General features: G+C 43.4%; 28 protein-coding genes and 3 pseudogenes. 29 read left to right on the plus strand and 2 right to left on the minus strand.

Annotation, left to right across the window (positions count from 1 at the left end; all coding sequences use genetic code 11):
- Window positions 1–3 precede the first annotated feature (3 nt).
- Genes cydD through def form a run of 7 tightly spaced genes read left to right on the plus strand, consistent with a single transcriptional unit; the run spans window position 4 to window position 6,479 of the window.
- Window positions 4–1,710 carry a thiol reductant ABC exporter subunit CydD gene (cydD, locus tag JEU20_RS08065; RefSeq protein ID WP_198244855.1) on the plus strand — a complete coding sequence of 569 codons (1,707 nt, stop codon included), beginning with the start codon at window positions 4–6 and terminating at the stop codon, window positions 1,708–1,710.
- Window positions 1,707–3,386 (plus strand): thiol reductant ABC exporter subunit CydC, encoded by a 1,680-nt coding sequence (cydC, locus tag JEU20_RS08070; protein ID WP_198244857.1) that lies wholly within the window; start codon window positions 1,707–1,709, stop codon window positions 3,384–3,386. The genes cydD and cydC overlap by 4 nt, the downstream gene beginning before the upstream one ends.
- Window positions 3,383–3,799, plus strand: a complete 417-nt coding sequence (locus JEU20_RS08075; RefSeq protein WP_198244859.1) for a hypothetical protein — start codon at window positions 3,383–3,385, stop codon at window positions 3,797–3,799. The genes cydC and JEU20_RS08075 overlap by 4 nt, the downstream gene beginning before the upstream one ends.
- Window positions 3,774–4,694, plus strand: coding sequence for a class I SAM-dependent methyltransferase (locus JEU20_RS08080; protein WP_198244861.1), 921 nt, complete (start codon window positions 3,774–3,776; stop codon window positions 4,692–4,694). The genes JEU20_RS08075 and JEU20_RS08080 overlap by 26 nt, the downstream gene beginning before the upstream one ends.
- A 3-nt stretch (window positions 4,695–4,697) precedes the next feature.
- Window positions 4,698–5,606: a bile acid:sodium symporter family protein gene (locus tag JEU20_RS08085; protein ID WP_198244862.1), complete on the plus strand. Its 909-nt coding sequence runs from the start codon at window positions 4,698–4,700 to the stop codon at window positions 5,604–5,606.
- Window positions 5,599–5,949, plus strand: a complete 351-nt coding sequence (locus JEU20_RS08090; protein ID WP_198244864.1) for a hypothetical protein — start codon at window positions 5,599–5,601, stop codon at window positions 5,947–5,949. The genes JEU20_RS08085 and JEU20_RS08090 overlap by 8 nt, the downstream gene beginning before the upstream one ends.
- Window positions 5,946–6,479: a peptide deformylase gene (gene def / locus JEU20_RS08095; RefSeq protein WP_198244866.1), complete on the plus strand. Its 534-nt coding sequence runs from the start codon at window positions 5,946–5,948 to the stop codon at window positions 6,477–6,479. Before JEU20_RS08090 ends, def begins: the two co-directional genes overlap by 4 nt.
- Window positions 6,480–6,493: 14 nt before the next feature.
- On the opposite strand, the gene JEU20_RS08100 is transcribed toward def, so the two are convergent.
- Entirely contained in the window at window positions 6,494–8,056 is a 1,563-nt protein-coding gene (locus JEU20_RS08100) for a sigma 54-interacting transcriptional regulator (protein ID WP_198244868.1), read from the minus strand.
- A gap of 221 nt (window positions 8,057–8,277) precedes the next feature.
- Here JEU20_RS08100 and JEU20_RS08105 point away from each other — a divergent pair, with 221 nt between their 5' ends.
- The 8 genes from JEU20_RS08105 to JEU20_RS08140 all read left to right on the plus strand — a co-directional run bounded on the left by JEU20_RS08105 (window position 8,278) and on the right by JEU20_RS08140 (window position 15,677).
- The gene (locus JEU20_RS08105) at window positions 8,278–8,931 is read left to right on the plus strand and encodes a DUF938 domain-containing protein (RefSeq protein ID WP_198244870.1); all 654 of its coding nucleotides are present in this window, start codon (window positions 8,278–8,280) and stop codon (window positions 8,929–8,931) included.
- A gap of 51 nt (window positions 8,932–8,982) precedes the next feature.
- Window positions 8,983–9,717, plus strand: a complete 735-nt coding sequence (locus JEU20_RS08110) for an SDR family NAD(P)-dependent oxidoreductase (protein WP_198244872.1) — start codon at window positions 8,983–8,985, stop codon at window positions 9,715–9,717.
- Window positions 9,718–9,726: 9 nt separating this feature from the next.
- Window positions 9,727–10,335, plus strand: a complete 609-nt coding sequence (locus tag JEU20_RS08115; protein ID WP_198244874.1) for a DUF1326 domain-containing protein — start codon at window positions 9,727–9,729, stop codon at window positions 10,333–10,335.
- Between the two features lie 11 nt (window positions 10,336–10,346).
- Window positions 10,347–11,084 (plus strand): DUF2182 domain-containing protein, encoded by a 738-nt coding sequence (locus tag JEU20_RS08120; protein WP_198244876.1) that lies wholly within the window; start codon window positions 10,347–10,349, stop codon window positions 11,082–11,084.
- 141 nt (window positions 11,085–11,225) lie between these two features.
- The gene (locus JEU20_RS08125; protein ID WP_198244878.1) at window positions 11,226–12,425 is read left to right on the plus strand and encodes an MFS transporter; all 1,200 of its coding nucleotides are present in this window, start codon (window positions 11,226–11,228) and stop codon (window positions 12,423–12,425) included.
- Between the two features lie 736 nt (window positions 12,426–13,161).
- Complete coding sequence (locus JEU20_RS08130) at window positions 13,162–14,547, plus strand: hypothetical protein (protein WP_198244880.1); 1,386 nt, start codon at window positions 13,162–13,164, stop codon at window positions 14,545–14,547.
- Between the two features lie 80 nt (window positions 14,548–14,627).
- On the plus strand, window positions 14,628–15,176 hold the full coding sequence (locus JEU20_RS08135) for an FMN-binding protein (protein ID WP_198244882.1): 549 nt from the start codon (window positions 14,628–14,630) through the stop codon (window positions 15,174–15,176).
- 3 nt (window positions 15,177–15,179) lie between these two features.
- Window positions 15,180–15,677, plus strand: coding sequence for a hypothetical protein (locus JEU20_RS08140; RefSeq protein ID WP_198244884.1), 498 nt, complete (start codon window positions 15,180–15,182; stop codon window positions 15,675–15,677).
- Between the two features lie 60 nt (window positions 15,678–15,737).
- Here JEU20_RS08140 and JEU20_RS08145 read toward each other — a convergent pair whose 3' ends face one another.
- Complete coding sequence (locus JEU20_RS08145; protein ID WP_281066803.1) at window positions 15,738–16,418, minus strand: PEP-CTERM/exosortase system-associated acyltransferase; 681 nt, start codon at window positions 16,416–16,418, stop codon at window positions 15,738–15,740.
- Between the two features lie 108 nt (window positions 16,419–16,526).
- Here JEU20_RS08145 and istA point away from each other — a divergent pair.
- The 14 genes and pseudogenes from istA (at window position 16,527) to JEU20_RS15880 (ending at window position 25,309) form a co-directional block, all read left to right on the plus strand.
- Window positions 16,527–18,021 (plus strand): annotated as a pseudogene (istA, locus tag JEU20_RS15870) (IS21 family transposase).
- A pseudogene (istB, locus tag JEU20_RS08170) lies at window positions 18,008–18,747 on the plus strand (IS21-like element helper ATPase IstB). The pseudogenes istA and istB overlap by 14 nt, the downstream one beginning before the upstream one ends.
- 622 nt (window positions 18,748–19,369) lie before the next feature.
- Window positions 19,370–19,489 (plus strand): annotated as a pseudogene (locus JEU20_RS15875) (terminase gpP N-terminus-related DNA-binding protein); the annotation flags it as partial.
- Between the two features lie 54 nt (window positions 19,490–19,543).
- Window positions 19,544–19,750 (plus strand): helix-turn-helix domain-containing protein, encoded by a 207-nt coding sequence (locus tag JEU20_RS08180; protein ID WP_198244894.1) that lies wholly within the window; start codon window positions 19,544–19,546, stop codon window positions 19,748–19,750.
- A 35-nt stretch (window positions 19,751–19,785) separates the two neighbouring features.
- Entirely contained in the window at window positions 19,786–20,148 is a 363-nt protein-coding gene (locus JEU20_RS08185; protein ID WP_198244896.1) for a transposase, read from the plus strand.
- 32 nt (window positions 20,149–20,180) lie between these two features.
- Entirely contained in the window at window positions 20,181–20,930 is a 750-nt protein-coding gene (locus JEU20_RS08190; RefSeq protein WP_198244898.1) for an IS5 family transposase, read from the plus strand.
- Window positions 20,915–21,151, plus strand: coding sequence for a transposase (locus JEU20_RS08195; protein ID WP_198244899.1), 237 nt, complete (start codon window positions 20,915–20,917; stop codon window positions 21,149–21,151). Before JEU20_RS08190 ends, JEU20_RS08195 begins: the two co-directional genes overlap by 16 nt.
- Window positions 21,152–21,257: 106 nt before the next feature.
- Window positions 21,258–21,386 carry a PhnD/SsuA/transferrin family substrate-binding protein gene (locus JEU20_RS15500; RefSeq protein ID WP_198245954.1) on the plus strand — a complete coding sequence of 43 codons (129 nt, stop codon included), beginning with the start codon at window positions 21,258–21,260 and terminating at the stop codon, window positions 21,384–21,386.
- A gap of 1 nt (window position 21,387) precedes the next feature.
- Window positions 21,388–21,786 (plus strand): PhnD/SsuA/transferrin family substrate-binding protein, encoded by a 399-nt coding sequence (locus tag JEU20_RS08205; RefSeq protein ID WP_198245956.1) that lies wholly within the window; start codon window positions 21,388–21,390, stop codon window positions 21,784–21,786.
- Between the two features lie 71 nt (window positions 21,787–21,857).
- Window positions 21,858–22,526, plus strand: coding sequence for a phosphonate ABC transporter ATP-binding protein (locus JEU20_RS08210; RefSeq protein WP_198244901.1), 669 nt, complete (start codon window positions 21,858–21,860; stop codon window positions 22,524–22,526).
- Window positions 22,516–23,253, plus strand: coding sequence for a PhnE/PtxC family ABC transporter permease (locus tag JEU20_RS08215; RefSeq protein WP_198244903.1), 738 nt, complete (start codon window positions 22,516–22,518; stop codon window positions 23,251–23,253). Before JEU20_RS08210 ends, JEU20_RS08215 begins: the two co-directional genes overlap by 11 nt.
- A 74-nt stretch (window positions 23,254–23,327) precedes the next feature.
- Window positions 23,328–23,552: a hypothetical protein gene (locus JEU20_RS15165; protein WP_198245627.1), complete on the plus strand. Its 225-nt coding sequence runs from the start codon at window positions 23,328–23,330 to the stop codon at window positions 23,550–23,552.
- 490 nt (window positions 23,553–24,042) lie between these two features.
- On the plus strand, window positions 24,043–24,627 hold the full coding sequence (locus JEU20_RS15170; RefSeq protein ID WP_245395221.1) for a transposase: 585 nt from the start codon (window positions 24,043–24,045) through the stop codon (window positions 24,625–24,627).
- 271 nt (window positions 24,628–24,898) lie between these two features.
- The gene (locus JEU20_RS15880) at window positions 24,899–25,309 is read left to right on the plus strand and encodes an AEC family transporter (RefSeq protein WP_425356705.1); all 411 of its coding nucleotides are present in this window, start codon (window positions 24,899–24,901) and stop codon (window positions 25,307–25,309) included.
- The last annotated feature ends 266 nt before the right edge of the window (window positions 25,310–25,575 follow it).

Raw genomic sequence — 25,575 nt, forward strand, 5'->3', positions numbered from 1 at the left:
TGTGTGAAAAACAGTTCAACGCATAAAGCCGATTTCCAGCATCACAAACGGCGTCAGGCCTATTGTGCCGAGTGGCTGAAAAGCTGGGAAAAAGCACTTAAAAGACCGCTGCGCCTGTCTGTGCTGATGGGCATTTTACAGACTGTATTGATTATTATACAGGCTTGGTTTCTGGCCAGTGTGTTGCATGCGCTGGTTATCGAGCATAAAAACATAGCGGCGTTGTCTGTTGAATTGAGCGTGTTGCTGGCGGTTTTTGGATTGAGAAGTCTGTGTATCTATGTCTTTCAGGTGCATAGCTTTAAGCTGGCGGCAAGTGTGCGTCTGCGCTTGCAAAAGCAGCTGCTAGATAAACTGGACAATACACTGAAGGCGACAATGCGCCAGTCTAGTGGGGAGATGGTCAATATCATTCAAAACCATGCTCAGGCGTTGGATGATTATTTTCAACGCTATTTACCGCAAAAACGTCTGGTTATGTGGGCGCCGCTGTTGATAGTGAGCAGCGTATTTTATGTTAATTGGCTAGTTGGGGTTATTTTGCTGGTGACAGGTCCTTTGGTGCCGTTATTTATGATTTTAATCGGCATGGGGGCAGAGTCAGCCAGTCGCCGGCAATTTGTGCAGATGTCGCGCATGAGCGGTTATTTTCTGGACCGGATTCAAGGGCTTGAAACCTTGAAGTTGTTTGGTCAGGCACAAGCCGAGCTAGCGCGAATTGGCGAGATTTCCACGCAATTTACCGAAAAAACCATGGCGGTGTTGAGCATCGCCTTTTTGTCATCGGCAGTGTTGGAGTTTTTCAGTGCTGTGGCGGTGGCGCTGGTTGCCGTTTATGTTGGCTTGGGGCTTTTGGGGCTGGTTCATTTTGGCCCGGCTGCAGATATCACGCTGCAACAGGCTTTGTTTGTGTTGCTGTTAGCCCCTGAATATTTTCTGCCCTTGCGCCAGTTATCGGCCTTTTACCATGATCGGGCACAGGCGCTGGCGGCAGCCGATCATCTGCTCAAACTATTGGATGCGCCTGAATTTCCGGCAAATTCTGTATTACTGCAAAATCGGGTTCAGACATCAGTGCTTGCCTGTGACAGATTATGCAAACACTATGGTGAGAGTATTGTTCTGGATCATGTTTATCTGTCCATAAAGCCAGGTGAGAAGGTTGTTTTGACAGGCGAATCAGGCGCCGGTAAAACGACGCTGCTAAAATTACTTGTCGGCCTGGATCAGCCCGATGACGGGGAAATTTATTTGCAGGGTCAACTCAGTTCTCGATCAGAGCGTCTGGCAAAGATTGCTTGGGTGGGGCAAAAAAATGCACTATTCAGTGGTAGTATCGCCGATAACATCAGTCTGTTCGATTCTGATATTCCGCTTGAACAGATTGAACAGGCGGCCTATGCCGCCGGCGTTATGAATTTTGCGCAAGACTTGCCCGATAAGCTGAACAGTCTGCTGGGCGAAAACGGCTTTGGTTTATCCGGTGGACAGATTCAACGCATTGCGTTGGCACGGGCGTTTGTTAAAAACAGCGGCATTATTATATTAGATGAACCGACAGCCCATTTGGATCCTGTGACAAAACAGACCTTGCTCGATGTCATCGAACGATTGTTTGCCGCGAAAACCGTCTTGATTGCCAGTCATGACAGCACGGTTATACAGCGTTTTGACAGACACATAAGTTTGCATAACGGGCGCATCGCATGAAGGATTTGTGCTATTTTCTACCCCTGTTTAAACCCTGGTGGGGGCGTTTGCTGGGCGGCGGTGTGCTTGCCGTACTTACCGCGCTGGCGGCGATTACCTTGCTCGGCTTGTCGGGTTGGTTTATTTGCGCGGCTGCCGTTGCCGGCGCAATGGCGCCGGATGGTGTGGCGGTGACTTTTAATTTTATGCAGCCGGCGGCTGAGATTAGGGCGCTGGCCATCATTCGGACACTGGGGCGTTATGGCGAACGCTGGTTGACGCATGATGCAACATTCAAGGTTCTGGCTGAGATTCGATACTGGTTTTTCAGTCGCCTGATTCGGTTAACGCCGGGGCAGTTATCGGGCAAGCATTCTGGTGATGTGCTCAGCCGGATTACCGTTGATATTGATGCATTGGATGCCATTTATCTCAGAATTTTGTTGCCATTGGCGATTGTTGTGACAGCTTCGGCGTTGGTGCTGGCACTGGTTTCCGCCTATTCGGCACAATTGGCGTTGATTTTAGCGCTGGCCTTAGTTGTCGCCGTTGGTGTGCTGCCATGGCTATTTTCATACTGCAGTGAAAAATCGGCGCAGCAGGAGGTTGAGCAGAATAACCGGCTGAAAATCGCTTTACTCGATTATCTGCACGGCTTGGATGATATTCTGGCCTATCAGGCCGGTGAGCGTCTGAAAAAATCCATACTGGCAAAGACGAATGGCTTGCTTGCGTGGCAGCGTCGAAACCAGCAGTTCAATGCCTTGTCTTCGGCGCTGTTGTTTTTAGTGGCACATTTAACATTATTCGTTTTTTTGTATATAGGTGCCCGTTTTGTGCCACAGACGATGACGGGCTCACAATTGGCCCTGTTGATTTTTGTAGTATTGGCCTTGTTCGAGTGGATGCTACCGTTTAACAGTGCCATGCAAATGTTGGGTAAAACCCGCCGCTCGGCTCAGCGCATCCGGCATTTAACAGAGATGGCTCCGGCTATTTTAACGCCTAATCCTGCGCCGCTGCCGGATGATAACGCCATTCAACTGCAACACATCGCTTTTCGTTATACAGAACCCGGCCCCTGGGTGTTGAAGCAGCTTGATATTTTTATACCGTCAGCTCAGAAAATAGCTATTATCGGGCACAGTGGCGTCGGTAAAACCACTTTGCTGCATTTACTGCTACGTTATTTTGACCCCCAGCAGGGCTCAGTCAGCTTAGGCGGTGTGGATTATCGGCAGATCGAATTTGATGCGTTAATGACGCGCTGCGCATTATTATCTCAGCATAGTCGGTTGCTGTTAGGGTCTGTGCGTGATAATTTACGCCTCGCTAAACCCGATGCGAGCGATGCAGAATTAACGGCCGCATTGACTGAAGCCGGTCTTAGGGCATGGTTGCTGCAGCTGCCGGATGGACTGGACAGCTGGCTCGGCGAGCAGGGCGCGAATGTATCGGGCGGGGAAGCTCGGCGCATTGCATTGGCTCGGGTTTATCTGAAAAACGCACCGATTGTGTTGCTTGATGAACCTTGTGAAGGTCTGGATGCCAAAACCGAGCGGGATGTTTTACAACGGCTTGAAAGCATGATGCGCAAGAAAACAGTCATTATGGTTACGCACAGAACGGCCGGTCTGGACTGGATGGATGTTGTCTATGAACTTAAACAAGGTGTTTTACAAAAGGTCACCCGATGAAAGAAAAAATTTGTATTCAGGAATTGAGTCCGACGTTATTGCAACAAGGCAAAAGTAAACGCCTGGCGGCAATTCGTGACAAGGTCAGTGGACAATCAAAAGAATCCATACAACCTCAGCGCAAAGCGGCTCCGCCAACAGCGCTGGAACAGGCACAACAGCGTATTGATCAGGCTTTGATGGAGTGGCTGGCACGTTATCCACCGGCTAAAAAAAACCGCTTTTTCAAGATTCGTTTTGGAATGGATATCGAGCAGTTGAAGCAATTACCGATTCAGGAAATCTATCAACGTCTGGCGATTGCCGAACACGCGCCTGAGAAAATTGCAAAACTGGATTATAATGGCCGCCCCGTTTTTAAACGATTTCCAAAGCATAATAACCGCTATGAAAAGCTACCGCATAGAGCCTGACCAGGATTATCGCGACCAAAGCCTCCGGCAACATGAAGTGTTAAGCCCGGAAGCCTTGGCCGAAGATGCCGTTAAACATTATGATGATTGCTATCGGGATTATCTGGCGGCTTGGTGTAACCGGGACAATCTAGCCTTGCATTATGGCTATTGGGACAGCGACAAACCCTACCAGCAGCATCAGGCCTTGATAAATAAAAACCGGATATTGTATGACAAGGCTGGAATTAGCGCTGAAGACAAGGTGCTCGATGCCGGCTGTGGCATTGGCGGCAGCAGCATCTGGATGGGACGGGAAAAAGGCAACCGTGTGACCGGTATTACCATCAGTCAGCAACAGGCGCATTATGCACGTCAGCATGCCAAACGCCATGGTGTGGCTGACAAGGTTGACTTTGAGGTGGCCGACTTTTGTCAAACACCGTTTGAGGATGCATCGTTTGATGTGGTCTGGGCGCTGGAAAGCTCTTGTCATGCCCTGAGGAAAGGTGACTTTTTGAAAGAAGCCTGGCGGCTTTTGCGGCCGGGCGGTCGTTTGGTGGTTTGTGACGGTTTTTTATTGCAGCGTGAATTTACGCCCAATCAGTGGCAGGCGGTGGTGACTTGTCTGAACGGCTGGGCAGTGCCCAATCTGTGTTCTCGTGAGGAATTTACAGGCTTACTGGAAGGATTGGACTTTAATGACATCAGCATCCATGATATTACGCCACAAACCTTGCCTTCGGCAGATTATATGTACAAGGTCGCTAAACGTTTGTATCCAGTGCAGAAAATAAGCCAATGGTTAGGGTTGCGTTCCAAAGCGCAAACGGCCAATTACTATGTTGGATTGGCTCAGCATCAATTGTTTGATGAAAAACTGACCGAATACCTGATTTTTACCGCACGGAAATAAACTATGCAGCGCATTACGCAGTTATTTCCGCTTTGGGCTATTCTGCTCTCGCTTGCCGCTTGGTTTTATCCCGGTAGCTTTGTCGGTTTAAAAAGCTGGATTATTCCTCTATTGGCAACGGTTATGTTTTGCATGGGGATGACGCTGACCCTGAACGATTTTAAAAAAGTCTTGAAGTCACCTCGAATTATTGCCATTGCAATTGGTATGCAATTTATGTGCATGCCGTTTTATGCCTGGGCAATTTCTCGCCTGCTGGAGTTGCCGGCTGAAATTTTGGCCGGTATGGTTCTAGTTGGCGCCAGTGCGGGCGGAACGGCTTCGAATGTTATTTGTTATTTAGCCCGTGGCAATGTTGCATTATCGGTGTTGATGACAGCGGCATCGACTTTGTGCGCGGTGGCCTTGATGCCGCTGTTAAGCTGGCTATACCTGCATCAGATTATCGAAGTTCCACTCTTGAAAATGCTTAAAAGCATTGTCTTGTTTGTGTTATTACCGGTACTGTCAGGAACGCTTTTGAACACAGTGCTTAAATCAATGACAGGCGCTATACAGCCGTTATTTCCACTATTGTCCAGTGTGTCGATTATTTTGATTATCGCTATTATCGTGGGCTTAAATCATGCCAATTTACAGCAATTGGCCTGGCCGGTCATGCTGGCGGTTGTCTTGCACAATCTTTTAGGTCTGCTGACCGGTTATCATCTGTGTCGGTGGCTGAAGTTTGACCGACAAACCGCCCGCACGGTCAGTATCGAAGTCGGTATGCAAAATTCAGGGTTAAGCGTGGCCTTGGCGATCAAATATTATTCACCCTTGGCTGCGCTGCCCGGCGCATTGTTCAGTATCTGGCATAATTTGTCCGGTAGCCTGCTGGCCTTTTTTTGGCGACGTCAGCGTCATGCGTAAAAAAATTCTGTTCTCACTGGTATTGATTTTAGCTGTATTGAATAATGCTTGCAGTCTGGTTGAAGCTGTTACTCATCGACAAGCCCTGAGCGACTATGCAGAAGAGTTGTTCCGGCGGCAAAATGAGCTGACCACAATCATCATGATGCTGCCTGAGGAGGACGATGTGGTTTATCAGGCCGAAATGGATATGCATGCTGCCTGTAAATTGTTAAATGATTATGCTCGATTAACGATGGAAGGAAAAAATACCGGTATTTTATTTCAACGCAAGGTCAAAAATTCACTGCCAGCCTGTGATGCGGCAATTCAGAAACTAGAAGCGATTTTAGATGTTCAATGAAAATTCAAGGTAAACGGCGTGATATTCTGCAACTTGGGAACCCTTGTTTACGATGTCTTGCCCAACCCATTACCAATTTTACATCCGATCAGAGCCGTCAACTGATAGCCGATTTAAAGGCTACGTTAGCTAGCACCGAAGGCGTCGGTCTGGCAGCACCACAAATTGGCGAATCTTTTCAGGCCGTGATTGTCGCCTCCAGGCCGACCGCGCGTTATCCGAAAGCACCAGAAATGTCGCCTGTTTGTATGTTGAATCCCGACATGACCGTGTTGGATGAGCGACAACAAAAAGATTGGGAAGGCTGCTTAAGTATTCCAGGCATTCGGGCTAAGGTGCCGCGTTATCTGAAAATCAAAGTGCATTATCAGGATGAACAAGGCGAATCCCATAGCATACGACTGGAAGGTTTTGTCGCTCGGGTTTTTCAGCATGAATTTGATCACCTGCAAGGCCTGGTCTATCTTGACCGCGTCGAAACCAACTTGGATATTATTTCAGAATCTGAATTTTTGAAACAGATCGTATAAATGTTCTATTCGTCTCAATGACGATAATCCTCCGCATTCAGTTGATATTTTTTTAATTGCTGATAAACCGCCCGGGTTGATATTTCCAGGAAGTCAGCCATTTTTTTGATGTCACCTCGATAATATTTTAAGGCGTCCTGTAAAAATCTTACTTCAATCTCTGTAATTGACTGTTGCTTTAGTTTTTTTAATTCCAAAGGCAAGGGGAGGGCTGAGGTATCAATATCCAGTTTTAAATCAGTTATTTCTTCTCCATGAGCGAATAACACACTGCGTTCTAGTGTATTTTCTAGTTCCCTGACATTACCCGGCCAGTGATAAGCTTTAATTTTTTGCATGACTTCTCGGCTGACCGAGGTTACGGGTTTATTATGTTTTTGGCTCATCTGTTGCACAATATGATGGACCAATGCGGGGATGTCTTCGGGTCTTTCTCGTAACGGTGGTATTTCCAGGTTGACGACATTGATACGATAGTACAAATCTTCACGGAACAGACCTTGGCTGACTTTATCTTGAAGGCCGGTGTTAGTTGCGGAAATGATTCGTGTGTCGACTGGTATAGTCTGTTTTCCTCCGACTCTTTCCAGTTCGTTTTCTTGCAGTACTCGGAGTAACCGAGTCTGGGCGGCGGCAGAGAGTGAGTCCACTTCATCCAAAAACAGGGTACCGCCATCGGCTCTTTCAAAATATCCTCGATGCACTTCAATGGCCCCGGTAAATGCGCCTTTTTCGTGACCGAATAAAACACTTTCAATCAGGTTTTCTGGAATAGCGCCACAATTGATCGCGACAAAAGGTTTGCTGCAACGATGGCTCATTGCGTGAATAGCACGCGCTATCAGCTCTTTACCGACACCGGTTTGCCCTTGAATCAACAAGGTTGCCGAAGTAGGAGCAATGACTTCTATGGATTGCAAAACCTGTTTCATTCCCTCTGAGTTCGCAATAATCACCGGTGGCTTCTGTTTCCGGGTAGGGTTTTTGCTTTGTTTGCGCCATATTTTCAGCATGCTTTGTTCGATTTTGGAATGCAGCTTGGCAATATCCTGTTGGTTTTTATGCTCGTTGAGATTATCGCGGTATACAACACCGGCTTTATGTTTTGCGGTTTCCTGGTTGAGGTGAATATACACTTCACAGCAGCCGTCATGGTTGGCAATGCTTTTGGCAATTTCAACTTTGGCGTAACCAAAGTTACGTGCTGCAATTCCGCCGAATACACTGGATGTCATACCACATAGGCTTGGAAAATTGACCACTTTTTCACCAAAAGGACAGCGGCTGTTGCAAACCTTGATACTGTCTTGAGTGCTTGAAGATAAAGAAAACTTACCACCAATATTGTTTTTGAGCCCTAAAATCAATTCGATATAACTTTCTCGATCGAGTGTATTTTCTTTATTGCTATCGGCGCGATAAATCTCTTCAAAATAACAGCCCGCTGTGCGTGCAATATGTTCAATCAATTGTTGTGCTTGTTCTTGTCCTGATTGTTCGCTGGCGTGCATCAGCTCAAGAATAAACGTTTGTAAAAAAAATACAGGAGTTAAATCTGAAAGAGAGGTATCGGTCATGGTATTGTCTGTGAAGTTATACTTCACTTATTGAAGCACAACTTCATATTGTGCGTAAACATAAACTTCAAGTTGTTGATAATTAAGGGATGATTTTTTTAAAAAAATGGCCTGAAAAATGCTTTGTACAAGTAGCCAGGCTACGAAATTGTTTACGCTGAAGCGTCTGATGATTTTCAAAGCTACTGTGGCAATGTTTTTTTAAATATGAGGTCATAACCATGAATGATAATAAACCCCCTTTAAATCCACATCCTTTAAGTGAATATGTTGCCTGGGCAGGAAACAGAAATCGTGAGCCTATTTTAGGTGTTCTGAAAGAGAAGCTGCCAGAAGAGCCGGGGCAGGTGTTGGAAATGGCTAGTGGCAGTGGTATGCATATCAATTTTTTTGCACCGCATTTCAAACATTTACATTTTCAGCCTTCAGATAAGGAAACGGAAGTTTTTGAAAATATCAAAAATTTGACTCAGGAAAAGGGTAATGAAAATATCGCGGATCCAATTCATCTTGATTTAACCAATCCTGATACCTGGTTTAAGGACGATATGAAGAATGCTTTTTCGGCTATTTTTTGTATCAATATTTTCCAGGTTGCCCCTATTTCTATTGCCGATGGCATGATGGAATGCGCCGAACATTTATTGAATGAAGATGGTTTTTTGATGATTTACGGTCCATTTCAGGTTGAAGGCGAGTTCACTACAGAATCAAATGCAGAATTTCATAATACCTTGAGTTCGGCTGGTGTACCGGAATGGGGTTTAAAAGATGTTGCAGATTTAAAAAAAGCGGCTGCAAAACATGGGTTGGAATTGAAGGAGCAAATCAGTATGCCGGCAAATAATTTCTCACTTATTTTCGGAAAAATTTAAATATCATGCACCCTAAGGTTGTTTTTTTTAATTGTCATCAGTTATTACACTATGAATCAACAATGTTCAGCAGTTATTATGGGCGTTGGACCCGAACGTGGTCTGGGCGCTACTCTCGCAAAACTTTTGGCGGTCAAAGGCTTTCACGTTTTCATCGCCGGCCGGACTGAAAAAAAACTGCATGTGGTGGCCGAGAGTATCCGCAAAAATGGTGGCAACATAACGGCCGTAGTGGCTGATGCCATCCATGAAAATGATGTGCGTCATTTGTTTGAAAAAATTCGCTCGCAGGATGCCGCTTTGCAGATTGCTGTTTACAATGTGGATAGCAATATTCCGTCTCCCATTCTTGAAACCGATACGGACACCTTTACCCGGTTGTGGCAACAAAATTGCTTAGGGGCTTTTTTGTTTGCCCAAGCCAGTATTGAATGTATGAAGGTTAATCAGCAGGGCACTATTTTTTTTACTGGAGCGACAGCATCACTGAGAGCGAGGCCACCTTTTACTGCGTTTGCCAGTGCAAAAGCGGCCTTAAGAGCGTTGGCCCAAGGCTTGGCTAGGGAATTTTCTCCAGCTGGGATCCATGTGGTTCATACGATTATTGATGGTGTGATCGATGGTGATCGTGCAGCTCAGCAGTTTCCAGAATATTACAAGGCTAAAGGCAAAGACGGTTTGCTGCAGTTGCAAGCTATTGCTGAAACTTACTGGGCTATTCACTGCCAGCATCGTAGTGCCTGGACTCATGAGCTGGATCTTCGACCCTATAAAGAACCTTTTTAGGTGAATAACATGACAGAAAAAATAGATTGGAAATTACAGGGGAGTTATTTTGAGACCTGCAATTGTGAAACGGCTTGTCCGTGTGTGTGGTTACAACCCCCATCGCATGGTGATTGTAAGTTATTGGTGGCTTGGCATATAGAGGAAGGTTTTTTTGGCAGTCAAAGCCTGAGTGGGCTCAATGTGGCATTGGCCTGTTATGCACCAGGACATATGAAAGAAGGAAATTGGCAGGCGGCTTTATATATCGATGATCGGGCGAATGAGTCACAGACACAGGCACTGACGCAAATATTCGGTGGTCAACAAGGAGGACATTTAGCCATTCTGATGACTTTTGTCAGCGAAGTGTTGGGAATCAAAAAAGTAAAAATTGACTATCAGGAGCAAGGGAATAATCGATTTATGTCTATTCCGGGTATTGCACAAGCGGAAATCGAAAGTATTCAGGGATTTTCAGGCGCCGAGTCAAGCATCAGTAATCCACCTTTATGTGTTGTTAGCAGTCATGCTTCCACGGTGGCTAGATCAAAGCAATATCGCTACAGCGATTACGATAAACAATGGCAGTTCAGTGAGCGCAATGGTTATTATTCGCCCTTTGTCTATCAGCCCTAAGTAAATTCGATATGCCAAAAATCTTTATCCTGCTGATTAGTATAACCTTGGCAGCGTGGGGTTTTCTGATTTACCAGCAACAACAAATGCCTCAGATGTCCATGGCGAATGAAACAATGCCTTTCGATGCAGCACAATCCTGGCAGCTCAATGATTTTATCGTCGTTTATGTCATGTGGAGCGTCATGATGGCCGCGATGATGCTGCCTTCTGCGCTGCCTATGATTCAGATGTTTAATAAAATCAGCCAGCAGCGTTATGGAAAGGGATTTTTGTTCAGCTTGATTTTTAGCTTAGCCTATCTGTCGGTCTGGTTACTATTTAGTGTGGTCTTGACCGTGGTGCAATGGAAATTTCATGATTATCAATGGCTTTCGGGAAGGATGGGGCATACTAATGACGTTGTAGCCGGGGTCTTATTGTTATTTTCCGGAGGATATCAATTTACACGTTTTAAGAATACCTGTTTGAAATACTGCCGGTCACCGGCTGGTTTTTTGCTCAATTCCTGGCAAAACGGTCGAGCAGGTGCTTTTGCGATGGGCTTTAAACATGGCATTATCTGCGTGGGCTGTTGTTGGGCGCAAATGCTCATTATGTTTGTAGTCGGGGTGATGAACATCACGGCGATGGTTTGGATTACATTATTTATTCTGCTGGAAAAAAGTTTGCCAAAAAGAGAAAACATAATGCGGATTGCATCTGGTGTTTTATTGTCCTTGTGGGGGTTTAGGTTACTTCTTTTCTAAGTTATCAGCGATGAATTTGAGTTGCGTTTAATTCCAGTACAATTTATGGGTTGATGCTAAAATGCTCGAATTTCAACATCTGCTTTCGGGTTATATTGAATATGCTACATCTGATAGAAAAGATTAGTGTTGTGCTGAATCATGGCTGACAAACCCGTTACTGCCATACCTCGTACAATTTGGGCGCTCGGTTTTGTCAGCCTGTTTATGGATTTGTCCTCGGAATTGATTCATAGCTTGTTGCCGGTTTTTTTGGTATCGACGCTTGGTGCTAGTGCATTGACTGTCGGTGTGATCGAAGGGATAGCCGAAGCGACAGCGCATATTGTCAAGGTATTTTCCGGCTCCATCAGTGATTTTTTTGGCCGACGCAAGTTGTTGTTACTCATAGGCTATGGCCTTGCAGCATTAAGCAAGCCACTTTTTCCAATGGCAGACTCGGTTTTTACTGTATTTACAGCTCGTTTTCTGGACAGAATAGGCAAGGGTATCCGTGGTGCGCCACGCGATGCATTAATTGCCGATGTCGCACCGGCAAAAATTCGGGGTGCGTGTTTTGGCTTGCGGCAATCTCTCGATACCATCGGCGCTTTTCTTGGTCCATTAGCGGCCATGCTTTTATTATTTCTGTTACATGGCGATATGACAGCGGTCTTATGGTTCGCTGTGATTCCATCTGCCCTAGCGGTATTGCTTATTTTGCTGGCAGTTGATGAGCCAACTCTTCATACACCTAGACAGATATCTAACTCACCTTTGTGTTGGCACAGTCTGAAACAATTTTCAGTGCATTATTGGTGGGTGATTTTGATCGGGATTTTCTTTACCTTAGCTCGCTTCAGTGAAGCCTTTCTGGTATTGCGCGCGCAGCAGAATGGCTTGTCCATAAACTGGATTCCAGCGATTATGGTTATCATGAGCTTAGCTTATGCGCTATCGGCTTATCCCGTCGGTCGTTTATCCGACCGCATCAATAAAAAATGGCTATTAGGTATCAGTCTGCTCTGGCTAATTATCAGCGATATAGTGCTTGCTTTGGCACATGGCGAACTATCGATACCGATGCTTTTTATAGGTGTTGCCTGTTGGGGGTTGCATATGGGGTTCAGTCAGGGAACGCTGGCAACATTAATCGCCGAAACTACGCCGCTACATCTGAAAGGCACGGCATTTGGATTGTTCAATTTTATCAGTGGGATTTTTATGCTGTTAGCCAGTCTGATTGCGGGCGGGCTATGGACATATTATGGTGCCGAATTTACCTTTTATTGTGGGGCTGGGTTTGCGCTTTTAGCGATGCTTGTGCTGGTTGTTGAGAGTCGTATTAAAAACACAGGTTGAGATTGATTTCCATATATAAGGTTTAAGCCTCTATCTTTTATTGACACAGAGATCACAGAGTACACAGAGAATGAAACCGTGCAGTAAGAATGAAATTAAACTACAAACGTAACTACTCGCACGGTAATCATTTAGTGGCCGTAGGGTATTGATTTTTAAGGACGCGTAGATACGTCTATGTAGCTCTGTGCAACATCCTTGTTGCACAAGCCTGAAAAATCAATACCCTACGCCCAGTGCTTCTGAAGGGGGAGGAGTAGTTACCTACAAACTATAACTCTGTGTGCTCTGTGATCTCTGTGTCTATTCATTAGACCTATCCGAGTCCGATCATCAGCGCTTACCGAAATTTCTTGGGAATCGTCATTCCGGGGTAACGCAGTGGAAATTAAGGAATCCATAAAGTCACTGCGTAACATCAGTAAATAATCTATTGATTTATAGACTGTTTTGATGGTTTCTGGAGGCGGTAGCCGAAACCTATCCTTTAACCTATCTCAGGAAACTGTGCAGGCTTTTTTCGGCCCCATGCGTTAAAAAAGTCCTGCAGGGTTTATTCCTAATTGATTGAAATGCCCGCGTTTCAGGTGTAATCCCAGTATTTTCCCCATTGCATTGTATATAGGATGACAGTCATAGCGAGAGATAAGTTACTTCCAAAAATATAAATAAGAATGATTTGCATTTATGAATGTAAACGCATTATAATCATCTTTTATTTTTTGGAGGTGTTGAAATGAAGTTAAAGCAATCAGTGTTGCGGGTCGCTGCAGCGCTATCTTTAATTGGGGTAAATGTGGCATTTGCTGAAGTGGATAAGGAAGGGGCACCACAGTCAATGGCTGAAATGTGGAAAGTGATTCAAGCGCAACAAGCTCAAATTAATCAATTGACCCAACAATTGGAGGAAAAGAAAGCTGCGGCTAAAACAGTAGATGTTTCTGATTTGGATAGAAAGACCAATGTATTGGCGAAAGAAGTTGAAAAAATTCGGACACAGTTATTTATTCCTGATGAGGTGGAATATAAAAGTGAATATGGCCTAGGGCCTGCGGCATCTAAAATTTATAAGGTGAGCAAGGGGTTGTCGATTGGAGGATATGGCGAAGCAAGTTATCAAGCAAAAGTCGATGATAAGGCGGGTACGCAAGATCAGGCAGATTTTGGGCGTTTGGTGATGTATTTAGGCTATAAATTTACGGATAATATTCTATTTAATAGTGAAATCGAATTTGAGCATGGTACAACCGGTAAAAGCGGCGGGACGGTTTCTGTAGAATTTGCGGCAGTTGATTTTTTGCTTGATCCACGCGCCAATGTCAGGGCCGGAATGGTATTGATGCCAATGGGCTTTATCAACCTGATCCATGAACCGACGTTCTTTTTCGGTAATAACCGACCTGAGGTGGAAAGACGGATTATTCCAAGTACATGGCGTGAAATTGGTGTGGGTTTGTTTGGTGAATTAGCACCGGGTTTAAGCTATACCATGTATGCTGTGAATGGTATGGATGCGAAAGGCTTTAGTGCATCCGGCATTCGTGGGGGGCGTCAGTCGGGAAGTCAGGCTAGAGCTGAAGATTTGGCATTTGTTGGGCGTGTTGATTATACACCGCAGAGTCTGCCAGGCGTATCCTTTGGCGGTTCAGCCTATTTGGGCAATTCAGGACAAAATCAGACGTTTAACGGTCAGCAGGTTGATGCGTTTACACAATTGTATGAAGGCCATGTTCAGGTTAAATATCGAGGCCTGGAGTTCAGGGCATTGGGTTCTTGGGGGCATGTCGGTGATGCGGCAGTACTGAGCGCAGCGAATGGCTCAACCGTTGGCTCAGAAAACTATGGTTGGTATACAGAAGTTGGGTACGATGTGATGCCGTATTTGTTTGCCAATAGCACTCAATACCTGGCACCATTTTTTCGTTATGAACGATTGGATACGATCGCCAGTGCGCCGACAGGGTTTGCAGATGATTTAAGCAAAGACAGGGAAATTTTTCAGGTGGGTGTCAATTACAAGCCTATTCCGAATGTCGTGATCAAGGCGGATTATCGTAATTGGGATTCAAAAGGTGGGGATTTACCGGATGATTTTAATCTGGGTATTGGATTTATTTTCTGATAGCATCTATCACGGTGATGAATCAATAAAAAAGCTTCCGATTGTTTCGGAGGCTTTTTGTCTTTTTAGATGAAGGTCATATGCAAAACAAACACACGCCTTTCAAGGGCATTATTTTAGGGTTGATATTTTTATTGGTCGCTGTTCCTGCGGCGAGTAAAATTTTCTATAGTAAAAATGAAGCGCTGGTATTGGCTTTTGGTAAGGATGCGACGGTGGAAATGCTGTCATTATTTCCAAGCGAACAGCAGCTTAAAAAAATTGAACAATTGGCGCGGGTTAAAATGGAAAGTTCATTTTTTACTTTTTATGTCGGGAAAAAAGCCGGGAAGGTTTTGGGGTATGCGGCTATTGAGAGTCATGTTGTCAGAACCAAGCCTGAAACCTTGATGGTTGTCTTGGATTCCCAGGGTAAAGTGACGGCTATTCATACGCTAGCCTTTCATGAGCCGCCAGAATATCAGCCACCGCAGCGTTGGTATGAATTACTCTACCAGCGTGACTTGGCTCAATTACGCTTGAGCGGGGATATTCAAGGTATTGCGGGTGCCACCTTGAGTACTCGGTCGGCAGTTGATGTAACACGTAAAGTGATGGCTGTTTTTCAAGTGATGTTAAAGGGAACTTAAACGATGCGATTTTTTGTGACAGGTGAGCAAAACCGGCAATTATTATTGAATACGTTGATTCTGATGTTTCTGGGCTATATTGTATTGCTGTGGATATCCAATGCTTTGCTGTATTTTCATAAAATGGACTTGACGGCAGCGTCGGTCGTTAATTATTACCTCGGTTCAGAGGAAGAATTTACGCATCCTAAAAGCTATCAGAGCATGTTGGAAGTGAGTCATTTTCATTTTTTTGCCATGGGTATGCTGATTTTGACATTAACCCATTTAATGATCATGACGACGATGCCGGTATCGGTAAAGGTCTGGTTGAGTACGGTAGTTTATATTGCGGCTGTAGCCGATGAAATTGGCGGTTGGTTAGTGCGTTTTGTACACCCCTCGTTTGCCTATTTCAAAATCGGGGCCTTTGTGTTGCTGGAGCTATCACTTGCAGCCTTAGTGATTGCTGTCTTGGTGTCTTTATATAAAATGCGGCAACAGATGGCTGGCAGGAAATAAAGTAGCCCTGAAAAAGTTAGATGGTTTAATAAATACGTTCTAACTTTTTCAAGGTTAGCATCAGGCGGCTTGGCGCTGAAGTGCGTCGTTTTGTTCAAGTTCTGAATAGAGTCTATAGCCATTGTTGAAGTTTTCGGACCAGATATCGTTATTCATGATTTCCCGCATTTCAACCTTAAAAGGGTAACGCATGCCGCGATGATCACAGCCTTCGCCAATTTGTTGCATTTTAAAGCCTTCTCGGCTGATAACACGCGCTAAGGCCTTGGTGCCAAGAAAATACCAATTATCGATATTATTGGCTTGACTATAGAGGCTGGCGGCTCGGAACAATCCCCAAATTAAACTCTTGTTGATGTGTCGACGGCTGTAAAGCTGAGTGACATCTTTACTTATCTGGCTGTCAGCCTGGGCGTTCAGGCCTAAGGGCGGCTCTTCATCTGTTTTACGTTTGCGGATATCTTGAATCAAGCAAAGCCTTGAGATTTCGATAGATTGGCTGTGTTGCGCATTGTTGTCTTGATCGATAGCACAAAGATCCTGCAATGGGAGTGATTCATCCCGTGGGAATACCATACGCATCGCGCCAATCCATTGACCGGTTTGTTTGTATCGAATGATGAAGTGAACGGAGTCATCATCCCATTGATCCACTTCCAATGCTTCAGGAAAACGGGCTTTATCTTCATAACCCATTTCTTCGCAGTAAACCTGTGTTAATGGCCATCTAAACTGACCCACTAGCGGACAACAAAAATGACCCCTTTTTTAACCTAAGGGGCAATTGTCCCGTATGCTTTCATCTTTTCTTGAGCTTTAGAAAAGGAGAAGGCTTTGAAGGAGTGGTGTATGATTCATAAAATAAAATCGTTATATGATGATGGCAACGGCTTGGGTAAAAGGCCATAGCTCGGCAACTGGGTATTTCAGTCAACACGGTGCGCAAGTATCTGGCGATGGATGAAGTGGCGATGAGTGCTTATCTGTCCAATCGGCCACGGCACAAACAGCTGGATGATTACCGGGACTACATTATCCATCTGCTGAAAACCTTTCCCCAGCTGAGTGCCGTCAAGGTACAACGTAAATTGAAAGAAAAGTATCCAGAACTGGAGGTTTCGTCCCGTTCAATCCGTCGTTATGTCAATACGCTCCGGGAAACGGTTGCCTGCAAATCAAAACGGTATTATCAGCCCGTGCTGGACATGGTGCCGGGGAGCAGTGTCAGGTGGACCCTGGGGAGCTTCGGGGCGTGTTGATTAATGGCGTGGAAACCACGGTTTACTTTGTGGTGTTTGTGTTGTCCTTTTCCCGGTTGATGCATGTCAGTGTGTCGGACAAACCGATTGATACGGAGCGCTTTATCCAGATGCATGATGCGGCGTTTCGTTATTTCGGCGGTGTAACAGCCGAATGTGTCTATGATCAGACCAAGTTAGTGGTGATTGAAGAGCTGTACCGGGAATTGACGGTGAATGCGCGCTTTAATGAATATGCCACGCACGCGGGGTTCAGAATACACGCTTGTGAAGGCTATGACCCGGAAAGCAAAGGTAAGGTCGAGGCGGGCGTGAAATATGTCAAAAACAATGCCCTGTACGGCGAGGTATTTGCAGACTGGGCAGAGCTTGAATCCTATCTGGCCGACTGGCTGGACAACACAGCCAATCAGCGGGTGCATGCGACGACCGGCAACGTGCCACAAGTGTATTATGATCAGCACGAACGTGCACAGATGAAACCCTATCTGTCTCCGGCAATGGTGCAGGCCGATGAGGCATTGATGACCCGCAAGGTGGACAAGACCGGGCTGATTTCCTATCAGTCCAACAAATACTCCGTCCCCATGGCCTATCAGCAAGCCACCGTGGGCATCCGTGTTGAGGGGAATACCTGATTATCATGGACCTGGAAAGGACAAAGAAATCGCCCGGCATCCTTTGACCACAGGCCACGGCAACATCAGCAAAAACAACCATCATTACCGCGACCCAGCGCAGCGGATTGAACAGTTAGAGCAAGCACTGCGGGCGCTTGTCGGGCAAGCTCAGGCCGATACCTTGGCCGCGCTTCTCAAGCAAAGCGAACCCAAAATCTATAAAGACCAACTGGCCGGCGTCATTCAGGAAATCAAAAACATCAACCGGTGACAGCGGCACTGCTGGACAAACTCTGCCAAAGACCCAGGCTCAGCGCCACCCAGGTTCGAGACTTCCTGGACGCCTATCAGGCGCATCCGGAACGCCTGACCCCGGCCGATGCGGTGCCAGTTCATGCCCCAGAAGGTCAACTGGATGCCTACCGTGCCCTGATCACCCAGGAGGTCAGCCATGTGTCTCATTGAACAGGTTAACCGGCAGTGTCAGCATTTAAAGCTCAGTAGCCTGACCACCGCCTTGCCGGAACTGCTGCAACAGGCCGAAACCAATGAACTGTCCTATCTCCAGTATACCGACCTACTGTTAGGGCATGAAGTCAAAACCCGCAATGACAAGCGCCTGAGTGCCAATCGAAGAAAGGCCGGCTTCCCGATCGAAAAACACCTGGAAAGCTTTGATTACCGGCATCAGACCACCATCACCAAACGCCAGGTCAATCAACTGCTGGACTTTGACTTTATCGACAATCGCCACAACCTGATCTTTATCGGGCCGCCGGGTGTCGGTAAAACCCACCTGTCTATCGGTATTGGCCTCAAAGCCATTGATGCCGGCTACAAGGTCTTGTTTGTCAATGCCTTATCACTGGTCGAAACCCTGGAAGTGGCCGAACTTAAAGGCGAGCTGAAAAGAAAATCAGCAGCCTTTGTAAATTTGATCTGCTCATTATTGATGAACTGGGCTACCTGCCCATGAACAAACAGGGTAACTACAACCTGTTCCAGCTGATCAATGCCCTCTACGAATACCGCTCAATCATCCTGACCACCAATAAGGATTTCACTGCCTGGGGTGAGTTCTTCGTGGATGAAAATGTGGCTGTACCCATTATTGACCGGCTGATTCATCATTCAAAAATATTCATGTTAGGAGGGGAAAGCTATCGTTTAAAACAGAAAACCAACACATAATAATTTTTTTTTGATCCAAGGGGGTCAAAATTATTGTCCGAAAGGGGGTCAATTATTTTGGCCATTGACTCATCAAACATTTTAGTTCCTCAAATTTTCTAACGTGTAAGTATATAATGACACCAGAAAAAAATAAATCTATCTCGTGTGTGGGCATTACATCAAAATAATATTAAAGAAACCTTAAATTTTAAGCGCTAAATCGTTATCTTTTATGACAATTCTGAGACAATGCCCAAAAGGGCTTCTGAATTTAAGGTTTAGCCAGGCTGTTAATGTCGGTCAGCAAAGGCCGGCTTTTATCAGATTATTTTTCAAACTGAATAGGGGCTGTTGCCGTTTTGAAAATCCCCTTGAAATTCAATAACTCCGCCACATAGATTGTTTATTTTGACTCAAAAACAAGCAAACTATGCCGCGACAACTGCTTACGGATGAACTTTGGGAGAAACTGAAGATATACTCTTCGCAAATGAGAATTTAGCATAAAAAGATGACGTAATGGAGTGAAATATATAAAATAAGGCCATGTCGAATTACACCCTTCCAGAGACTGAATTAGCCGATTTGCGCAAGCCATGGTGAGCTTCGAGAAAAACGTGATGCAGACCGAGTTAAAGCCATCATTCTTTTAGGTTCAGGCTGGTCAGCAACAAACGTTGCCGAAGCACTTCTCATTGACCGCAATACAATCCGTACCTACTATCGAAAATATAAGAAAGGTGGTCTTGCTAAACTCCTACAAACTCAGCATGTTGGAAGTGCCAGTTTCTTATCGGTTTCAGAAGCGACCGAGTTGGATGAATATCTGCAGAAAAATCTTCACTTAACCGCTAAATCGGTTGCAGCTTACATTAAAGAGCGTTGGCAGGTTCGCTATAGTGAACGCGGTGTGACAGCCTTGCTGCATCGCTTGGGTTATGTCTATAAAAAGCCCAAGCTGATACCCGGCAAAGCTAATGCAAAAGCCCAACTGGAGTTCTTGAGAAATATCAACAACTAAAGGAAGACAAGCAGCCCGAAGACTTGATATTGTTCATGGATGGTGTTCATCCACAACATAATCCTGTAATGGCTTGTGGTTGGATTAAGCGTGGTGTGGAATTCACGATTCAGAGTAATACCGGGCGTCAACGTCTCAATGTCAACGGTGCAGTCAATATCGATTCTCTGGATACTGTCTGCCGCTTCTATGACACCATCAATGGCGAGGCAACGATTGATCTTTGTAAGGCGATTGAAGAACGTTACCCGAAGGCTGGGACTATTTACATCATTTGCGATAATGCACGCTACTACCGATCAAAGGCTGTCAGACAATTTCTTGAAATGTCGCGAATTGAATTAGGGGCTGTTGCCGTTTTGAAAATCCCCTTGAAATTCAATAACTCCGCCACATAGATTGTTTATTTTGACTCAAAAACAAGCAAACTATGCCGCGACAACTGCTTACGGATGAACTTTGGGAGAAACTGAAGATAATTATGTTGAAAATGGGAATTTATGACAAACCTTGTCTTCGAAAAACAGTCGAAGGTATTTTTTATCGCTTGCGAGTAGGTTGTCCCTGGAGAGATTTACCCACGGCTTTTGGTAATTGGAATGCGGTATATAAACGATTCAATGACTGGTCTCGTAAAGAAAAACTGATGGGTATTTTTAACGCCCTGGTTGTTGACCCAGACCTGGAATGGGAATTTATTGATGGGAGTATTGTGAAAGCACATCAGCATAGTAGTGGTGCGGCCTGTGAACAAGAAACAGCGATAGGGAAATCTGTCGCCGGGAACACCAGTAAAATTCATATGGCCGTTGATGCCTGTGGTCTTCCTATTCATTTCTCAGTGACAGGCGGCGAAGTTCATGACTGTAAAGAAGCACCGAAATTAGTTGCAGAGCTCCCAAAAGGTGACTATATAGTTGCTGACAGAGGCTATGACAGTGAAGCATTACGTCTTCAAATTAAAGACAAAGGGGCTGTTCCTGTTATCCCAAGAAAAAAGAATTCAACTCGGGGAAATGATGAAATGGATTGGTGTCTCTACAAATATCGCCATCTCGTTGAAAATGTGTTTGCAAGACTTAAGCATTTCAGAGCGATCGCCACGCGATATGACAAACTCAAACGAAATTTTGAAGGCTCTATCGCTCTGGCTTGCGCCTTTTTATGGTTACCTATGTGAAATGGCAACAGCCCCTAGTGTTTTTACCGCCGTATGCGCCGAATCTTAATTTGATTGAACGGTACTGGCGATATTTCAAGAAAGAAATCTTATATGACCAGTATTATGAAACATTCAAAGAATTCAAAATAGCCTGCGAGACATTCTTTTCTGAGCCAGAAAAGCATGTCGACAATTTGCGCTCACTTTTAACTGAGAATTTTCAAATTATCGGTGCATGATGGTTTGCTCTATTTTCATGTGCGGAGAGTATACTTTGTAATGATAAGACAGGTGCTTATCCTATAACATCTTCCGTACGTCATGGAATAAAAAGGGTATCGAGGGATTGGGATAACTCATAGGGATAATAATATAAGTAGTTTGAAGGATTTAAAAGGTAGAAGTGTTGCTTTTGGAGACCCTCTATCTGCATCTTCAAATTTATATCCTAAGTGGAAGTTAAAAAGAATATAATATTGATAGTAAAATAGATATAAAAAGTATTTATCTAAGCAGTGCGGCATCTATTACATTATCCGTATTAAATAAAAAAGTTGATGTAGGATTTATTTATAATGACGCTCGTACATCCGGTAATATTATGAAAAAGTTCCCAAAGGTTTTAAAAGATACAAAAATCATTTTTACAACTGATATTATTCCTGCAGACCCACAGATTGTACGTAAAAATTTAGAAAAATATAAAGTTGTTGCCCTCCAAAGAGCATTAGTTAAAATGTCAAATGATATTGAGGGTAAGAAATGGTTACATGATCTATTTGGAATTGATAGATTAGAAATTACAGATGAAACAGAATATTTTTTATTAAAGGAAATAGTAATGAAATTGAAACCAGAGTTATTAGAAAGGTAAGATTAAATGGGTATAGAAATACATAGTTTAAAAAGAGTTACTCAAGTAGTGTAGTACTTGATGTAAAAGATTTGAAAATAGATAATGGTGAATTTGTTTCCATCATTGGTCCATCTGGTGCAGGTAAATCCACTTTCTTGAGAGCATTAATTGGCTTAGTGGAAAGTGATACAAAAGACATAGTTATTACAGGGGAAAATCAAAATCAAATATGGAAAAGAAAAGGCAAAACAAATCTTTCTATGATTTTCCAAGATAGCAACTTAATATTAACATTTTCAGTTTATTACAATGTTTTACTAGGAAGGTTGGGATATTTAAAAGGATGGAAAAAGATATTCTTTAGATTTTCAGATGAGGATAAAAAAATAGCTTTAAAATCTTTAGAACAAGTTGGGTTAGAAGAATATACATTTAAGTCTACGATTAATTTATCTGGCGGACAAAAACAAAGAGTAGCTATTGCCAAAGCATTGGCGCAAGAAGCAAATATTATTTTAGCAGATGAACCAATTTCGAGTTTAGATCCAGAAAAAGAAAGGGTATTGAACTTATTGATAGAAATTAATAAAATGAATAATACAACTGTATTAATAAACTTACATCAACTTGATTTGGCAAAGAAATATTCTAATAGAATTATTGGCTTACGTGAGGGCAAGGTAGTATTTAATGGCAGCCCTTTAGATTTTAACGATAGAGATTATAAATATTTATATGGATTAACTTATGACAAATAGCAGTATTAAAGTATTAAGTAATGGGGTTACTTGGAGTATACCAGGGATGAATGACATAAAAGAAAATAATATTGGAATGGGACTCATGACATTGTTTGCAACAATTTATACTTTGATTCTGGTATATGTTAATTACTCAATTTCATACAGCTTATTATTATTATTATTTACTTATATAATTCATTCAATTTATAGAAGTATGTATATTAAATACTTATATGGTAGAACCAATTTTCTAAATAATATAGTATATACAAAAGAGATGACAAATAAAATTTTATTTAATAATCCTTGGTGGTGGAATAAAATTATAGGTAGTAATTTACCACTTTATTTTGCGATTATTTTGTTTGTAATACAAACTTTTAATAGAGTAGAATTTTCATTAATAGAACTGATAGATGGATTAGAACCTGCTGGAATATTAGTTAAAGATTTATTATCACCCAAGTGGGAGTTATTACCAGAGGCTATTTTTATATATGGAATGCAAACAATGGATATAGCACTGGTTGGAACCTTTATTGGTATTATTATTGCTATACCTTTTAGTATATTGAGTGCAAGGAATATAGTAACAAGATTAGTATTTGGAGATTTTATCTATACTTTTTTTAGAAGTATAGCTGCTATTATAAGAGCAACACCGGTTTTTTTAATTGGTTTATTTTTTGTTGCATGTGTTGGATTAGGTCCTTTCCCCATAAGCGCCAACTTAAGCCATTAAATCATTGATTACGTGTTGAAAAATAAAGGTGTGGCCACCACATAGAGTCTTTTGCCGACAAAAGTGAAAACCCTATGAAAAAGCAGCCACCTCACATAGATACTCGTTTTGAACAATTTGTGCAAGAACTTCCAGAAGATTATCAACAACAAGCCTATGAATTTAAAGCCTTCACGCGTGCGCGCAAGATCCGTTCGCCCTTACAACTGTTACAGTTGGTGATGCTCTACTGTGGTCTGGATTTCTCCTTGCGGAGTTGCGCCGGCGAGGTGGCTCACTTACAGGGCTCACTTAAGTGATACGGCGGTAAAAAAGACTGGCGGCCTGCGTTCCTTGGGTAAAATCCTTGCTATCGGGCGTATTTGGGTTGCATCAGGTGGTTGACAGTGGTTCATTAAGCTTCGTTATTATTGATGGCTCGACCGTGCAGGAACCCGGTGCGACAGAAACCACGTATCGGCTACATATCGCGATAGATTTGATTTCACTGACATTGCGCCAGGTTGAAGTCAGTACGGACAAGATTGGCGAAAGCCTTGACCATTATGTGCTGGAATCGGGCGATGTCGTGTTGATTGATCGTGGCTACAATCAACCGAAGTCGTTGGTGCCTTTTATTGACCGAGGTGGCGATATTGTGCTGCGCTATAACGCACACAGCATGAATTTATACGAGCTTGACGAGCACGGCAAAATGATAAAAATTGACTGGGAAACGAAATTACAACGTCTCGGGAAACAAGCGGGGGCTATTCCGGTTTATTTGTGCCATGATACTAAACGAATCGCCTGCACGGTACATGCGGTTCCGTTACCTGCCGAAAAAGCGGCGCAAGCTGGCGTAAAGCGAAACTCAGAGCGCAGAACAAAGGACGTACAGCCCAGGAAAAAACGCTCTATCTCAGTGAATGGGTCTTAATTTTAACGTCCGTGCCGGTCGAGTTGCTCAGCACCGAAACGGCTGCCGCGCTCTATCGTGTACGCTGGCAGGTGGAATTGGTGATCAAACGGCTGAAAAGCCTGTTGGCGATCAATCAATTACGTGCCCGTAAAGACAGTCAATTGGCCGAATTGTATTTACAGGGCAAACTTCTGTATGCGGTGGTTACGGAAAAGATCGCGCAGCGGTGTTTTACCAAGGCCTTGACGAAAATGGATGGGCCGCGTGCATTGACACCCTGGCGTTTGTATAAAACGATTGCTGAGGACATTAAATCAGGATTGAACGCCTGTTTTCCGAAGCAAGAACGCTTTCAGCGTGATTATTTGAAAAGCGTTAGCGAACGCCCGAGAAAACGTTCGTTGCAGAGTCTACCTGAACCGATTTTGGGAATGATTCGACAATGCAGAGAGCTGGGCGTAAGTCGTGTTTAATCAAGTGGTTGGGGGCTTAAGTTGGCGCTTATGGGAATTTAGGGATACCTTTAGGTTTAGTAATTTTTGGTGAATCGAGTTTATCAATAACAACTATGATTAGTGTTACAACAGCAATTTTTGCATATACATTTGGTACATTTTATTATTCGAATGGTAAAAGTTCAGTTAAAGAATCATTAAAAAAAATTGTCAAACTCCCAATAATATGGGCAATTATTATTTCAATAATAATAAACTTAAACTTTTTGAATATATGATTAATTTTCGAATGCTTTTAGACTATGCGGGACATACATCTATGGTAATACAATTAATGTTATTTGGAATGTTTTTAAATAACATTACACTTAAGTCAATCAATATGAAATTGTTGAGTAATGTAATCTTAATAAAATTTATTTTACTTCCAATACTTGTTTATTATATGTTAACCTTTATTGATTTGCCATCACAAATGAAATATATAATGTTAATGCAAATATTGATGCCTATAGCTATTGTAAATATAAGTTTAGCAGCTCTATTTAATTGTGGAACAGGGACTGTTACTGCTGCAGTGTTTATTACATCATTCCTCTTCTTGTTTATTAATATAATAACTCCGACATTATTAAATGTTTTTGGGGATAATACTCTAATCCTTGAGTTCTTACCTTTGCTACAATACGTGGGTGAGTAAGCATATATACAAGAAGCACAAGAAGTGTCACACACGGTGCTAAAATAGGCAGTATAAAAAAAGAAGGGCTGAGTAAAAAGTGCAATAGCACGTAAACTTGGATTAAGTAGAGATTGGAATGACCCCTATAACCTAGACACTGGGAGTATAACAAATTCTGTGTCAATTAGATAAAATATTGAACACAGAAGGATTACTATAATGAACCCCATAAATCAAACCACTAAAAACAACTTTCTTATTTCAAAATGATAAAATAAAGCATA

The organism is methane-oxidizing endosymbiont of Gigantopelta aegis, from assembly GCF_016097405.1.
Taxonomy (GTDB): domain Bacteria; phylum Pseudomonadota; class Gammaproteobacteria; order Methylococcales; family Methylomonadaceae; genus Methylomarinum.